The 15146-nt window shown below is 46.8% G+C and carries 12 protein-coding genes, 1 other RNA gene and 1 other annotated feature; all 13 genes read right to left on the minus strand.

Features of this window, described 5'->3' with window-relative positions; all coding sequences use genetic code 11:
- Positions 1-262: 262 nt before the first annotated feature.
- Positions 263-1930 carry a formate--tetrahydrofolate ligase gene (locus BQ7364_RS13155; RefSeq protein ID WP_072685166.1) on the minus strand — a complete coding sequence of 556 codons (1668 nt, stop codon included), beginning with the start codon at positions 1928-1930 and terminating at the stop codon, positions 263-265.
- Between the two features lie 16 nt (positions 1931-1946).
- Positions 1947-2540, minus strand: coding sequence for a recombination mediator RecR (recR, locus tag BQ7364_RS13160; protein ID WP_072685167.1), 594 nt, complete (start codon positions 2538-2540; stop codon positions 1947-1949).
- Between the two features lie 4 nt (positions 2541-2544).
- Positions 2545-2853 carry a YbaB/EbfC family nucleoid-associated protein gene (locus tag BQ7364_RS13165; RefSeq protein ID WP_072685168.1) on the minus strand — a complete coding sequence of 103 codons (309 nt, stop codon included), beginning with the start codon at positions 2851-2853 and terminating at the stop codon, positions 2545-2547.
- Between the two features lie 3 nt (positions 2854-2856).
- Positions 2857-4698, minus strand: a complete 1842-nt coding sequence (gene dnaX / locus BQ7364_RS13170) for a DNA polymerase III subunit gamma/tau (protein ID WP_072685169.1) — start codon at positions 4696-4698, stop codon at positions 2857-2859.
- A 90-nt stretch (positions 4699-4788) separates the two neighbouring features.
- A complete protein-coding gene (gene tadA, locus BQ7364_RS13175) occupies positions 4789-5334 on the minus strand; it encodes a tRNA adenosine(34) deaminase TadA (RefSeq protein ID WP_072685170.1) in 546 nt (181 codons plus the stop codon).
- Between the two features lie 16 nt (positions 5335-5350).
- An RNA gene (gene ffs, locus BQ7364_RS13180) (signal recognition particle sRNA small type) lies at positions 5351-5448 on the minus strand.
- Between the two features lie 185 nt (positions 5449-5633).
- Positions 5634-5933 (minus strand): hypothetical protein, encoded by a 300-nt coding sequence (locus BQ7364_RS13185; protein WP_072685171.1) that lies wholly within the window; start codon positions 5931-5933, stop codon positions 5634-5636.
- A 134-nt stretch (positions 5934-6067) separates the two neighbouring features.
- Complete coding sequence (locus tag BQ7364_RS13190; protein WP_072685172.1) at positions 6068-7057, minus strand: C45 family autoproteolytic acyltransferase/hydolase; 990 nt, start codon at positions 7055-7057, stop codon at positions 6068-6070.
- A 185-nt stretch (positions 7058-7242) separates the two neighbouring features.
- Entirely contained in the window at positions 7243-7668 is a 426-nt protein-coding gene (locus tag BQ7364_RS13195; protein WP_072685173.1) for a GNAT family N-acetyltransferase, read from the minus strand.
- 47 nt (positions 7669-7715) lie between these two features.
- Positions 7716-8999 (minus strand): serine--tRNA ligase, encoded by a 1284-nt coding sequence (serS, locus tag BQ7364_RS13200; protein ID WP_072685174.1) that lies wholly within the window; start codon positions 8997-8999, stop codon positions 7716-7718.
- Between the two features lie 38 nt (positions 9000-9037).
- Positions 9038-9239: a binding site (T-box leader), on the minus strand.
- Positions 9240-9380: 141 nt separating this feature from the next.
- Positions 9381-10358: a helix-turn-helix transcriptional regulator gene (locus BQ7364_RS13205; RefSeq protein ID WP_072685175.1), complete on the minus strand. Its 978-nt coding sequence runs from the start codon at positions 10356-10358 to the stop codon at positions 9381-9383.
- A 284-nt stretch (positions 10359-10642) separates the two neighbouring features.
- The gene (gyrA, locus tag BQ7364_RS13210) at positions 10643-13204 is read right to left on the minus strand and encodes a DNA gyrase subunit A (protein ID WP_072685176.1); all 2562 of its coding nucleotides are present in this window, start codon (positions 13202-13204) and stop codon (positions 10643-10645) included.
- Between the two features lie 12 nt (positions 13205-13216).
- Positions 13217-15145 (minus strand): DNA topoisomerase (ATP-hydrolyzing) subunit B, encoded by a 1929-nt coding sequence (gene gyrB, locus BQ7364_RS13215; RefSeq protein WP_072685177.1) that lies wholly within the window; start codon positions 15143-15145, stop codon positions 13217-13219.
- Position 15146 lies beyond the last annotated feature (1 nt).

Below are 15146 nucleotides of genomic sequence, written 5' to 3' on the forward strand. Positions count from 1 at the left end.
GCCCGGAAGTTGCAGGAATTTTTCAACGGTTTTCATATCCAGAAATCACAGATTCCTAAATATCCTGTTTTATTCTCATTTTAATCAATTTATTCGTGCCGCATTGCTTTGTAAAAAAGTTTAGATGAATATTATTCAAGTTCATTTGTTTGTTTTTGATGATCCTGGCAAAAAAAGATGAAGCTATTTTTAACGGCTTCATCTTGATTGAAATTCAATTTTATCCGAGGTTTCCGGTATTTCTGACCGCCTATTTTAAGACTTAGAAAATACCGTAGGAAATACCCTTTTCGTTGATCCCCATGTGCAGTGCTGCCGGATCCTTCGGCAGACCTGGCATCGTCATGATGTTTCCCGTCAAAACAACGACAAAGCCCGCGCCGGCGGAAATCCGCAGTTCCTGAACGTGAATATCAAACCCTGTCGGACGGCCGACGATTTTCGCGTCGTCTGTCAGAGAGTTCGGGGTTTTCGCCATGCAGACCGGCAGCTTATCCCAGCCTGCCCGTTTGTATTCTTCCAGCTGAGCTTTAGCCCGATCGCTGAAGATGACAGACCGCCCGCCGTAAATCTTTCGAACGATCGTGTCGATCTTTTCTTCCAGTGACAGATCGAGATCGTATAACGGTTCAAATTTGGAGTCTTCTTCACACATTCTGACAACTTCCTGCGCCAGATCGACAGCGCCCGCTCCGCCGCTGGCCCAGGCGTCGGATAAGACAACGCGGTGGCCATTGTCTTTGCACCAATTCAGAATCGCATTGACTTCCGCCTGCGTATCGGCGCTGAACTTGTTGATCGCGACGATATACGGCACGCGGTACTGCCTGATGGATTCGATATGCTTTTCCAGATTTTTAATTCCTTCCAGAATTGCCGGAACATTCTCTTCTTTCAGCTGATCTGCCGGCACGCCGCCATGCAGCTTCAGCGCTCTGGCCGTTGCGACAATGACGACGGCGTTCGGTTTCAGTTCGCCGTAGCGGCATTTGATATCAAAGAATTTTTCGGCCCCCAAATCTGCGCCGAAGCCTGCTTCAGTAACAACATAGTCTGAAAGCTTCAGTGCCATGCGGGTCGCGATCAGACTGTTGCATCCATGCGCGATATTCGCAAACGGACCGCCGTGGATGAATACCGGCGTTTTTTCCAGAGTCTGAACCAGATTTGGTTTCAGCGCTTCCTTCATCACCAGCGTGACCGCGCCTTCGACCTTGAGATCGCCGACCGTGACCGGCTGATCGTCATAGGTATAGGCAACGACCGCCCGGCTGACGCGTTTTTCAAAGTCCTGCAGGTCTTTGGACAGACACATGATCGCCATGATCTCCGTTGCCACGGTGATGATGAATCCATCTTTGCGTTCTACGCCGTTTGTTTTTTTATCCTGAGCGATCGTTATGCTGCGCAGCGTCCGATCGTTCATATCCAGACAGCGCTTCCAGACGACCTTCGTCGGATCAATGTTCAATTCGTTCCCCTGATAGATGTGATTATCCAGCACCGCGCTGATCAGATTGTTTGCCGCGGTGATCGCATGCATATCGCCGGTAAAATGCAGGTTGATTTCCTCCATCGGCACCACCTGGGCATATCCGCCGCCGGTCGCACCGCCCTTTAAACCGAAAACCGGGCCCAGAGAAGGCTCACGCAGACAGCCGATGACCATTTTGTTGATCTGAGCCAGACCGTCGACTAAGCCGATCGTCGTTGTCGACTTGCCCTCGCCGGCTTTGGTCGGATTGATCGCCGTGACCAGAATCAGCTTGCCGTTGCGGTTATCCGCAATCTTGTCCATGATTTTCAAATCGATCTTCGCTTTGTTTTTGCCGTACACTTCAAGGTAATCAGAATCAATCTTGGCCTTTCTTGCAATTTTTTCAATATTGTCCATCGTGTTTTCCTGTGCGATTTGTAAATCTGTTTTCATGTTAATCCCTTCTCTCTTATTTAAGACTTTTGCGTCCTTCGAACGCTTTGATCAGCGTCAGTTCGTCGGCATAGTCCAGATGGCCGCCCATCGGCAGACCGTGCGCGATGCGGGTGACAAGCACCCCTTTTCCGGAAAGCAGCTTGTCCAGATACAGCGCTGTGGTTTCACCTTCGATTGTGGCGTTGGTGGCGATGATCACTTCTTCAGTTTCCGGGCTGATTCGCTCCAGCAGCGCGTCGATATTCAGATCTTCCGGCATGATTCCCCTGGATGTGGAAATCAAACCGTTGAGGACATGGTAAACGCCGGCGTATTCCTGCATTTTTTCCATGGCGATCACGTCCTTCGGCGACTGCACGACGCAGATCATCCGCGGATTGCGATTTTCATTCTGACAGATCGGACATTCGTCCTGATCGCTGATGTTGCCGCAGATCCGACAGCGCTTGATGTCATTCTTGCAGCTGATTAACGCCTGAGCGAACAACTCAACTTGTTCCTGCGGCGCATCGAGCATCATAAAGGCGTAGCGTTCGGCTGTCTTGGCGCCGACGCCCGGCAGCAGCTGAAAGCATTCGATCAGTCGTTCAAATGACTTCGGATACATGCAATCAGAAAGCTCCCGGCATCTTGACGCCCTGCGTGATTTTATTCATCCGTTCTTCTTTATCTTTTACCGCGGCGGCCAGGGCTGCGTTCACCGCGATCATCACAGTATCCTGAAGCATCTCTTTGGAGTCTGCGGACAACAGATCTTCGCTGATCTCAATGCCGGTAACTTCCATCTTTCCTGTCAGCGTCACCTTTACCGCATCGCCGCCAGCTGTGGCCGTGTATTCTGTCGCTTCAATCTCTTTTTCTACCTTACCGATCTGATTCTGCATCTGCTGCGCCTGTTTTAATAAATGTTGAATGTTCATTTGTTATTCCTCCTCGATGATTTCGACATTTTCGGCTCCGAACAAATCGCACAGTTTTTCAACCACGTCCTGTTCTGGTTCCGTTTTCTCTGTTTTTCCGACTTCCTCGTCAATTTCTACCGGTGCGACCTGAGCCGGTTCCGGCAGTGTTCCGCTGCGCGAGCGGGCGAGGAAATCGTTCGTTTCTATTTTAAACTGTTCCTGCGTAATCGCAAAGAGTTGTTTTTTGATTTTCAAGCTTTCATAACAGAATTGATTGATCTGCGATTTCATTGCCGGATCGTTGATCTGATTGGCCAGCGCCTGATAGGATACGCAGATCAGGATATAGTTTTCTCCGCATGCAACAATTTTCCCATTGCGCAGCAGATTGGCAATCCGCGCACAGTTGAGATCACGGTCACGGCACTTCTGATCAATCAGTTTCCACTGACTTTCATCTTTCATCCGCATTTCTTTATTCGCGCCGGCCAGAAGCTGCATGACAAATTCATAATCCAGCGGCAGAATTTCGAACTCCGGATGGACCTCCGCCGGTTTTTCCTGAACAACGCTTATGTTTTCTTCCGGCGGCGTCGGTATGGACGGCGCTATTTCTATCGGCGGTGCTTCTTCCGTCAGATCGGCTTCCTCGTCTGTTCCCTCAGGCATGTTCGAAATTTCAATCTGCGGTTTAGCCGGGGACGCCGGCGCCGGAGCGGGTTTTACCGGCGCTGCGGCCGGTTGGGTATAAACGGTCTGAACCGGTGCGGCCGGGCGTTGGCTTGAATCCAGTTCAGCCATCATTTTCAATACCGCGACTTCAAAATACGATGCGGCGCTGCTTGCGGTCCGGTATTTTTCCAGAGTTTCCATCAGAATGTCAATCAGCGCTAATAACTCGCGCGAACTTTTGCCGCTGATGATCGTATTGGCTTCTTCTTCGTTAATCTTATTTAAAAGAGTCACGTCCTGCGTATAGATGAAAATTACGCATTCCTTCAAAATTTCGATGAAATCGGAGGTCAGACGTTTAATATCGACGCCTTTTTCATTAAGCGTGCGGATTTTTTCCAATAACAGCTGAGCTTGATGCTGAAAAATCCATTGCAGCATCTCAATTTTCTCACTCACTGTCGTAATTCCATAGATTTCATTGACATGTGCGGCGGTGATATGATTTTGAGCATAGGCGATACATTGATCCATAATGCTCAAAGCGTCGCGCATTCCGCCGTCAGCCAGTTGGGCAACCAGACGCAGCGCTTCATCGTCGCATTCAATATGTTCCTGTTCCAGAACACTGCGGACACGGGCCATGATTTCATTCTGACTTACTTTTGAAAAATCATAGCGCTGGCAGCGTGAAATAATGGTCGGAAGCACCTTCTGCGGTTCTGTCGTCGCCAGAATGAAGATGACGTGAGACGGAGGTTCTTCCAAAGTTTTTAACAGCGCGTTGAAGGCGCCGGAGGACATCATGTGAACTTCGTCGATAATATAAACTTTATAGCGTCCTTCCAATGGGGCATATTTTACTTTTTCAATGAGTTCCCGGACTTCGTCGACGCCGTTGTTGGATGCAGCGTCAATTTCCACGATATCGGGATGATTTCCCTGTTGGATTGCCAGACAGCTGCGGCATTGATTGCACGGTGCATTCTGTTGATCCTCGCAATTCACCGCTTTGGCCAACAGCTTGGCAATGGTCGTCTTCCCGGTCCCGCGGGGACCGCAGAACAAATATGCATGGGCGATTTTATTTTGCTTTACTGCGTTTTTCAGCGTCGTGACAATGTGCTGCTGACCTACGACTTCTTCAAAGGAGGATGGTCGATAGGTTCGATATAGTGCTTTATAACTCATGCCTGATTCCTCCTTCGCTGACTTACTTATTATAACAAAAATGAGTCGTCATTAAAATGAAAACCCATCTTTTTACGATATTCGTTTCTGTTATTTTCTGGCGTTTTCGCTGGCCTGTTCCGGATGGGAAAAATCTTTTGATTTTTCTTCTTTCAGGCCCTTTTTCTTGGCCCTTTTTTGTTTAAAGAACGTTTTTAACAGGGCTGCGCAATCCTCGCCAAGCACGTCTTTCGTCACTTCGGGATAGTGATTGAATCCTGGGATATCATAAAGGTTAAAACAGGTTCCAACACTGCCGCCTTTGGGATCCGCAGCGCCGTAAACCACCCGGGCAATGCGCGACTGAAGAATGGCTCCGGCACACATCGGACATGGTTCCAGCGTCACATAGAGAATACAGTTTTCCAGCCGCCAGGAATTCATTTTCCGGCAGCCTTTCTCAATAGCGATGATTTCCGCATGAGCCAGCGCAGACTGCTTCTTTTCGCGCAGATTATGTCCCCGGGCAATGATCTTTCCCTCATGGACAAGCACCGCTCCAATGGGAACTTCGTCGATCAACTCTGCTTTTTTTGCTTCTTTGATCGCCTGACGCATGAAATACTCATCATTTTTATCTTGTTTGTTCTCTGCCATGTTTTGAACCTCGATTCAAGAAAATAAAAAGGGTACACACAAACAGAGATTCTTATGGCTGCTACCTTCCGGTCCTGACCAGGTTCAAATATGTTTGTTGTACCGTTTATTATTATACTCAATCCTTGCTTAAACCGCAAGTGACTGTCTGTCTTTTTTGACACAAACTCTTTTCAAGTCTTAATGAGGAAATTATGAATGTTTCACGTGAAACACTCCAGATGAATTCAAAGAAATATCCTGTTGTTTAATAAACCATGACACATCTATCGGCTTCTTATGATTGTTCTTGTTGGGTTTTAGTTTCTTACAACGCGGATGACTTTTCCCAATCCGACAGCTTCTCTTCCTTCCATGATCTGAAACATTTGACCTTTCCTCACCTGATCATAGTGACTGTCCTGAAAAGTGAATTGGATTTTCGCTGTCGACCATGTTTCAAATTCTGATATGGAACAATCAATAAATGTTATACCCCAGTATTCATCCGGATTCTGCCCTTCAAATAAAGCATCAGGCCGATATCCAATGACAGGCAGATGTCGGCGCTTACTGGAATAAAAGAACACTTCTGACAGGATGACTTTGTTATCTTCCATAAGTATACCTTTCCTTTGTTATAAACTAAAAAGTTCGTATTGTTTTTAATTTAACTTTGTTTTACAAAACAATTTACACAGAAAGCGATTGAACAAAGCGCAATCTTTTAAATGTCTTCATCTTTATTTTGAGATTATAAACCAGTTTTTATTGTCTGATAACCCTCTCTTGATGGATTGCCATCGCAAAACTGGATTTTATCATCATTGAGATCATAGATCACAGACCAGACTGTATCTCCGCCGCGTCGACGGTCATATTGACATAAAAATCCTTGTTTTCCTTTTAATACCTCTTTTAAATATTCCATACTCAGCACATTTTGATGTTGAAAAGCTTTCTGACACGTTTTTAATCGCAGCCCTGATTCCATATCATCAATATTTTCTGGATTAGCTGGTTTCATGGCGTCGCTGACAAACTGATTTACTGAATATAAGATGGAATGAGATTGAATAATCTCGATATGCTGCGCACTGCATTCGACAACCGCTTTGTTGCCTGTGCTGTCAGCCATCGTTAAGATCTGAGATGAGCCGATCTTCATCTTCTTTAGCCTGGTAATTGCTTCATTTACGTTTGCACAGTGTTCTAATAAGATCCTGACGATCATTCCGGCGTTTAAACCAAAATGCTTTTGTGCGCTGTATACGAAAGTCAGACCAACTGCGAGTCCTTTTTCATTCATGCCATCTTCCATTTCGACAAAACCTGTTGTGTTTCCTGTAAAAGCATAGCCTGACGCAGGTTTAATTACGCAATGACTATACATTGGCTGCATCGCCGTCAAAAAATCACTGTTTCTTCCTAATAAGAGATGCCTGCGGTGATCTAATCCTGTAATGCAGGTACAGAAATTCATCGCCGTATAAACATACATGCTTAACAAGAATTGAGTCAGTACCTCCGCATCACAGCCATTTCCTTGCGCCACTCCTTCAATTTCTTTCAGAATCGCCGGATAATCAGATTTATACAGGAATTTTACTGATTCACTGTATTCTTTTCGTTCTTTCGTTCCGGGAGGCAACGTTGCGGACAGATTAACGCCCAGTTCCGCAAAATATTTTCCATATTGAAAACCAATCTCTCGTGGAGTTCCGACTAAGTTTAAATTGTTCATCTTCTATTTTCTCCTGATTTCAGGAGCTGGCGCCAACCCCACAATTAGGATAACTGAATAAAAATTACTTGTCTATGCTTAAATTTTATTCTTAATTTTCTTTTTCCTTTTTCAAAGCTCACCTGTTTAATCTTATGTTTCACGTGAAACATTTGATATGACTGTTATTATTTGATGTTACTCAATTACATTCTTTTCCACTGCATAAGAAGCTCGATTTCGCCTGTTTTCTGATCCATAAGCCGTTCACCAATAACAAAGCCTTCCTTAAGATAAAATTGCAACGCTCTTTGATTCTTTTGATATACGCTCAGCGTCAATTCTTCATTTCCGGTCTTAGCCCATTCGATTAAAGAATGTCCAATCCCTCTTGATTGAAAATCAGAACTTACAAATAAACCTTCAATTCTGGTTTCATTCATTCCAATGAAACCGACGATATTTCCATCAATTTCCGCGACTTGAATAAGACTGTGAGGGAGCATTTTTCTCACTTCTTCTTTATTCTCCTTCCAATAATCTGATTCAATAAAAGAATGAGCCTGAATATTGCTTTCCAACCAGATCTTAACAACATAATCAAGATCGTCTGTTCTCATAGTTCTTAACATTTTTCCTCCAAAGTAATGAAAAAGGAGAGTTATCTCCCCTTTTCATACTATTTCTTCTCGATTTTTGTCTTTCCGCCCATATACATTCTTAACGGTTCAGGAATATTCACCGTTCCGTCAGCGTTTAAATTGTTTTCCAGGAAAGCAATCAGCATTCTTGGCGGAGCTACGACTGTGTTATTCAGCGTATGGGCAAAATACTTCCCTTCCTTGCCCTGAACACGAATGCCTAATCGGCGAGCCTGCGCATCGCCCAGATTAGAGCAGCTGCCTACTTCAAAATACTTCTTCTGACGCGGAGACCAGGCTTCTACGTCGCAGCTCTTTACTTTCAGATCTGCCAGGTCGCCAGAGCAGCATTCCAGCGTTCTGACAGGAATATCCAGTGAACGGAAGAAATCGACCGAGTTCTTCCACAGCTGATCATACCAGTATTTTGAGTCTTCCGGCTTGCAGACAACGATCATTTCCTGCTTTTCGAACTGATGAATTCGATAAACGCCGCGTTCTTCAATGCCATGCGCACCCACTTCTTTACGGAAGCATGGGGAATAAGACGTCAGCGTCTGCGGAAGCTGTTCTTCATCAATAATCGTATCAATGAACTTGCCAATCATGGAATGTTCGCTGGTACCAATCAAATACAGGTCTTCCCCTTCAATTTTATACATCATGTTTTCCATTTCCGCAAAGCTCATGACGCCTGTGACCACGTCGCTGCGGATCATAAATGGCGGGATGTAGTAGGTAAAGCCACGGTCGATCATGAAATCCCGCGCATAGGACAAAATTGCAGAATGCAGACGGGCAATATCGCCTTTTAAATAGTAGAAACCATTTCCACTCGTTTTTCTGGCACTGTCCAGATCAATTCCATCAAACGACTCCATGATCTCCGTATGATAAGGAATCTCAAAATCAGGAACGACAGGCTCGCCGAATTTTTCAATTTCCACGTTTTCACTGTCATCTTTGCCAATCGGGACTGTTTCATCAATGATATTCGGCAGCACAAGCATAATCTTTTTGATCTCCGCTGCTAATTCTTCTTCCTTCACTTCCAAATCAGCCAGCTGCCTTGCAATATTGGCAACCTCTTTCTTTGCTTCTTCCGCTTTTTCTTTTAAGCCCTGCTTCATAAAGCCGCCGATCTGCTTACTGATGGCATTCCGCTGTCCCCGCAGACTATCGCCGTCGGTTTTCGCCTTCCGGAACTGACGATCCAATTCGACCACCTTATCGACTAATTCCAATTTTTGATTCTGAAACTTCTTTTTAATGTTTTCTTTGACTACTTCTGGATTTGTACGCAACAAATTGATGTCCAGCATGACTATTTCCTCCTTTTAACATAAAAAAGGCCCGCCCACTCAGGGACGATGCCTCGTGTTGCCACCCTAATTACCAATGTTTCACGTGAAACATCAGTCACTTGAATCGTTAACGGCGATAACCGGAAAGGTTCACTTTCACTCCGAGGTGGATTTCAGCACGGATTGACAACAGTTTTCACCAACCACTGTTTCTCTAAAGAAAATCATGTACTTACTTATCCTCATCTACGTTTTAACACCTTCATTTTAATCAAGCCCCATTTTTTTGTCAATGGATAAAACGAAACCAACGTAATTCCGATTTCATTCCTTCTTCAGTTTGACCCGAAAGAAAGAAAATAAACGAGAAATTGAGATATTGAATCCGCAAAACGAAAATTAATCTGAAAACTTACGAACTGGGCGGATATATTTCCAGCACCGCTCAGGATTAAAATAGAAATAAATTAACCGTCCTGGAGTCGTTGTATCATAACCATATCCAGTGTCTTTGAAATCAAAATCAGCCATCGCCTTCTCAACTTTTTCCTCAACGCTGCGATTTTCCTGTTCATAATCAAACGGGCCATGCTCAAAAACGAGGTATTCGCCCTCAGGAATTTCTGTCAGCTGCATCCCTGTGGGAATTTCTCCTTGATACTCGTTGGGAAGCCGGACTCCGTAACACTCTGTACGGGGGAAGCCCCAGTCGCATAGCCGTCCTGACGGATCATTACGATAAGCCATAATCTGACCTCCGCCGCTGTTCGCTTCGCTTCCGCCCTCATCATCTAATTTTCCTTTGATACTGTCGAGCAATCCGCAAATCGTTGCCTGATCCTGACCTGGAATCTGATTTTGTTTCTGCCAGAAATCCCAGTATCCGTTACTCTCTTTATTTTCAACATACAAAAATTGATGAGCTGGAATCGTAACGAAATAAATTTTTAAAGCTTCTGATGACTTAACCATACCAATCTCTCCTTGTCCAAAAAAGTAGCGATCAAAAGGATTGATTTTCGTACGTAAAATAACTGGCACAGGATGTCTCCGATAATCGCTGGGCGTTATGCCATACAAGTTTTTAAACGCCCGGGTAAAGGCTTCATGGGAAGAAAAGCCATAATCCAGAGCGATTTCCAGGATTCCTTTCTCACTGTCACGGACTTCCTTTAAAGCAAAGGCCAGTTTCCGCCGGCGCAGATAATCCCGAAACACCATTCCCGATATTGCCTTAAATTTTCGCGCTGTATAAAACTCGGAATAGCCCAGCTGATCGGCCAAAGCATTCAAGGTCAGAAATTCGTCCTGATGCGCTTTGATACTCTCGTCAATCACATTAACGACGTACTGAATCTGTTTTTGCCATTCAAGCATAAATCTTTCCTCCTTTCGCTGCTTACTTTGCAATTATAGGCCACCCCCTGCTTCGCCGCTTGATCAGACTTGCCTTTTTCGTTTTTCACTTTCAGGAATTGAAGATCTTGATTTCAGCTTGAATATTATTCTTATTAAAATTGAGAACGCTTTTCTTCTCAGTTACATCCTATTCTTTATCCTGTTCTAAAAATTATTAAAGTGAATGTGAATTCCGAAAAAAAGCTATAATCTTAATCGACTATAGCTTTTTCATTACTTTTTAAAACCAGTTCTATTTCAGTCTATTCCTGAATCTCAGATTCAGATGCGTCCCCTTGAACTTCGCTGCTCTGATCCCCGGTTTCATCCGTTTCTACCGTTGAATTCAGTTCGCTGTTTCCGGCTTCGCCCTCTGTTTCCTCATCGTCTTCCGACTTGTAAACGATGGCAACCGTGGAAACACTCTGGCTGTCTTCTACGGAAATCAACTTTACACCCTGCGTATTCCGGCTGTATACCGAAACCTTTTCCAAACTGATTCGAATGACGATTCCTTCGTTGGTCATAATCAGGCAGTCTTCATCGCCGTTGACCGCGCGTAAGAAGACTAACGGTCCGTTCTTATCGGTAACCTGAACGGTCTTTACCCCCTTGCCGCCGCGGTTGGTCATTCGGTAATCCTCCAGCTTGGATTTCTTACCATACCCCTTTTCCGTAACGGACAGGATATACTGACCTTCAAAGTCGGTCGTCATGCCGATAACCCGGCTGCCGTTGACATTGAAGCCCTTGACGCCGGTTGCGGTCCGGCCCATCGGACGGACGTCGGTTTCATCGAAGCGAATTGCCTGTCCATTCGCCGCCGCAATCAGAATCTGACTGCTGCCGGTCGTCGGTTTCGCGCTGATCAGCTCGTCGCCCTCGCGCAGATTGATCGCAATCTTACCCGATTGCCGGATATTTTCGAATTCTTCAATCGGGACACGTTTGACAATGCCCTGCGCTGTGACAAAGAACAGGAACTTCGCCGGAGAATTCTCGCGTTCTACCGGTACCATTGCCAGTACCTTTTCATCCTTGTCCAGATTCAACAGGTTGACGATTGGAATGCCCTTGGAAGTCCGGGAAGCCAGCGGGACCTGATAGCCCTTGATCCGGTACACCTTGCCCTGATTCGTAAACATCAAAAGGTAATCGTGCGTCATCATCGTCAGGAACTGATCGACGATATCATCCTCATGCATGCTCATGCCCTTGATACCCTTGCCGCCGCGATTCTGCAGCCGGTAGGTATCGACCGGAATCCGCTTGACATAGCCGTTGACCGTCATCGTGATCACGACGTCTTCCTGCGGAATCAGATCTTCATCCTGCATATCAATTTCAGCGTCGATGATTTCGGAACGACGCTTGTCGTTGTACTTTTCTTTAATCTCCGTCAATTCCGAACGGATGATTTCCAAAACGCGGCTGTGATTGTTCAGAATATCCTTTAAATCGGTAATCTGCGCCATCAAACCGTCATACTCTTCTTCAATTTTCTGCCGTTCCAAGCCGGTCAACCGTCTGAACTGCATATCCAGGATCGCCTTCGCCTGAATTTCGCTCAGGCCGAAGTTTTCCATCAACCCGTTCATCGCAATGGATGTGTCCTTGGAACTGCGAATCAGGCTGATGATGGCATCAATGTGATCCAGCGCAATCTTCAAGCCTTCCAAGATATGCGCACGGTCTTCCGCTTTCTTCAATTCAAAGCGTGTCCGGCGCACCGTGACGTCGATCTGGTGATCAAGATAGCATTTTAAAACATCCTTCAATCCCAGCTGCTGCGGGGCGTTGTCGACCAGAACGATCATATTTACGCCGAACGACGTCTGCAGCGAGGTCATGCGGTACAGCTGGTTTAAGATAACGTCGCTCTGGACGTCCTTACGCAGCTCGATCACGATGCGGATGCCTTCCATGTTGGATTCATCGCGCAGATCAGTAATGCCCTCAATAATCTTCTCACGGACCAGACTGGCGATCTTTTCAACCAGCGCCGCCTTGTTGACGACATATGGAATTTCCGTTACGATGATCTGTTTCTTGCCGTTAGGCATATCCTCAACCTTGACCTTAGACCGGATCATGATGGATCCGCGGCCGGTTTCATAGGCCTGCTTGATGCCCGCACGGCCTAAGATATACCCACCTGTCGGGAAATCCGGACCGCTGATGTAATCTTCCATCAGTTCCATGACCGTGATATCCGGGTTCTCCATCAACGCAATGACAGCGTCGATCGTTTCCCCGAGGTTATGCGGCGGAATATTGGTCGCCATGCCGACCGCGATGCCGGTTGTCCCGTTGACTAACAAGTTCGGGAAGCGGCAAGGCAGAACCACCGGTTCGTGTTCCTCGCCGTCGTAGTTATCCATCCAGTCGACAGTATCTTTATTGATATCGCGAAGCAGCTCCATTGAAATCTTGGACATGCGCGCTTCGGTATATCGCATAGCTGCCGCTCCATCGCCATCAACCGAGCCGAAGTTGCCATGGCCGTCGACTAACGGATAACGATAGCTGAAATCCTGAGCCATTCGGACCATCGTTTCATAAACCGCGGTATCCCCATGCGGGTGATATTTACCGATAACTTCACCGACGATACGCGCCGATTTCTTATGCGGCTTATCCGCAACGATGCCCAGATCGTTCATCGCGTACAGAATGCGGCGGTGGACCGGCTTCATTCCATCCCGGACATCCGGCAGCGCTCGCGCCACGATAACGGACATGGAGTAATCCAGAAAGGATGTCCGCATTTCACTGGAAATATTCGTTGTTTTTATATTTCCGTGATTAAAGTTGTTCTCATCCATCGACGATCCTCCTTAAATATCCAAATTCTTCACGAAATGGGCGTTTTCCTGAATAAAGTTGCGGCGCGGTTCGACTTCGTCGCCCATCAGCATCGAGAACACGGCGTCCGCATCCATCGCGTCTTCAATCGTCACCTGAATCAGGGTTCTGACTTCCGGATCCATTGTCGTTTCCCACAGCTGTTCCGGATTCATTTCACCCAAGCCTTTGTAACGCTGAATATTCAGCCGGTCGCCCAGCTCAGCTTTGACATGATTCAATTCGTCGTCCGAGTAGGCATAACGAACCTGTTGGCCCTTCTGAATCTTATACAGCGGCGGCTGCGCAATGTAGACGAATCCGCCTTCAACCACCGGCCGCAAATAACGATACAGGAATGTTAACAGCAGCGTGCGGATATGTGCGCCGTCGACATCGGCATCGGTCATGATGACAATTTTATGATAGCGCAGCTTCGTCACGTCGACTTCCTCGCCGACCCCCGCGCCGAAGGCGGTGATCATCGAACGGATTTCGTTGTTGTCAAAAATACGGTGCAAACGGGCTTTTTCAACGTTTAAAATCTTACCCCGCAGCGGCAGGATCGCCTGAAACTTGGAATTTCTTCCCTGTTTCGCGCTTCCGCCGGCGGAGTCCCCTTCCACCAGGTAAATTTCGCAGATTTCAGCATTCTTACTGGAACAGTCAGCCAGTTTTCCCGGCAGTGAACTGATTTCCAGCGCGCTTTTCCGACGTGTCAGTTCACGGGCTTTTTTCGCCGCCAAACGTGCTTTGGAGGCCAGCTGCGCTTTTTCGATGATCAGCTTCGCGCTGTTCGGATTTTCCAATAAGAACCGTTCCAGCTGTTCGCCCAGAATGTTGGAAACGATCTTGCGCACTTCGACGTTGCCCAGCTTGGTTTTTGTCTGGCCTTCATACTGCGGATCCGGATGCTTGACGGAAATGATCGCGGTCAGCCCTTCGCGCACATCGTCGCTCTGCAGCCCTTCCTCGTCCTTTTTCAACAAGCCCGCCTCTTTGGCGTAGTTGTTTAACGTGCGGTTAAGCGCCAGCTTGAAGCCTTCCTCATGCGTGCCGCCCTCGCCGGTATTGATGTTGTTGCAGAATGAATACACATTAGGCACATAGCCGTCATTGTACTGCATCGCAATTTCAACTTGGATGCCGTCCTGCTCGCCTTCCACGTAAATGATTTCTTCGTGGATCGGCGTCTTGTTTTTATTTAAAAACGCGATGTATTCCTTCAAGCCGCCCTCATACAAAAACGTATGCGTCCGCTTGACTTCATCTTCCATTCTCTCGTCCGTAAATAACAGCTTAATGCCCTTGTTTAAGAAGGCGATCTGGCGCAGCCGGTCATATAACACGTCATGGTTGTAAGCGACGGTTTCCGTAAAGATCGTCGAATCCGCTTTGAAACGGACTAAACTGCCATGCTTATCCGGATCGCAGGTCCCGATCTGCTTCAGCGGCGCAACCGCCTTGCCGCCGTTTTCGAAGCGGATAAAGAAGACCTTGCCTTCCTTGTAGACCGTGACTTCCAGCCATTCGCTCAGCGCGTTGACGACGGAAGCGCCGACGCCGTGCAGACCGCCGGAGACTTTATACGCTCCACCGCCGAACTTGCCGCCGGCGTGCAAAACGGTGAAAATCGTTTCTACCGTTGAAATCCCCGTCTTTTCATGAATTTCAACCGGCATGCCGCGGCCGTTGTCCTCGACCGTGACGATATTTTCAGGATCGACAGTGACTTCAATATCCGTCGCATACCCGGCCAGCGCCTCGTCGATCGAGTTGTCGACGATTTCCCAGACCAGATGATGCAGGCCCTTTTCCGAAGTCGAACCGATATACATGCCAGGCCGTTTTCGGACCGCCTCTAACCCCTCCAGCACTTGAATATCATGCGAGGTATAAGAATGCTCTACTGGTTTTTCCATA

Origin of the sequence: Holdemania sp. Marseille-P2844 (assembly GCF_900120005.1) — a bacterium.
In the GTDB taxonomy this organism is placed as follows: domain Bacteria; phylum Bacillota_I; class Bacilli_A; order Erysipelotrichales; family Erysipelotrichaceae; genus Holdemania.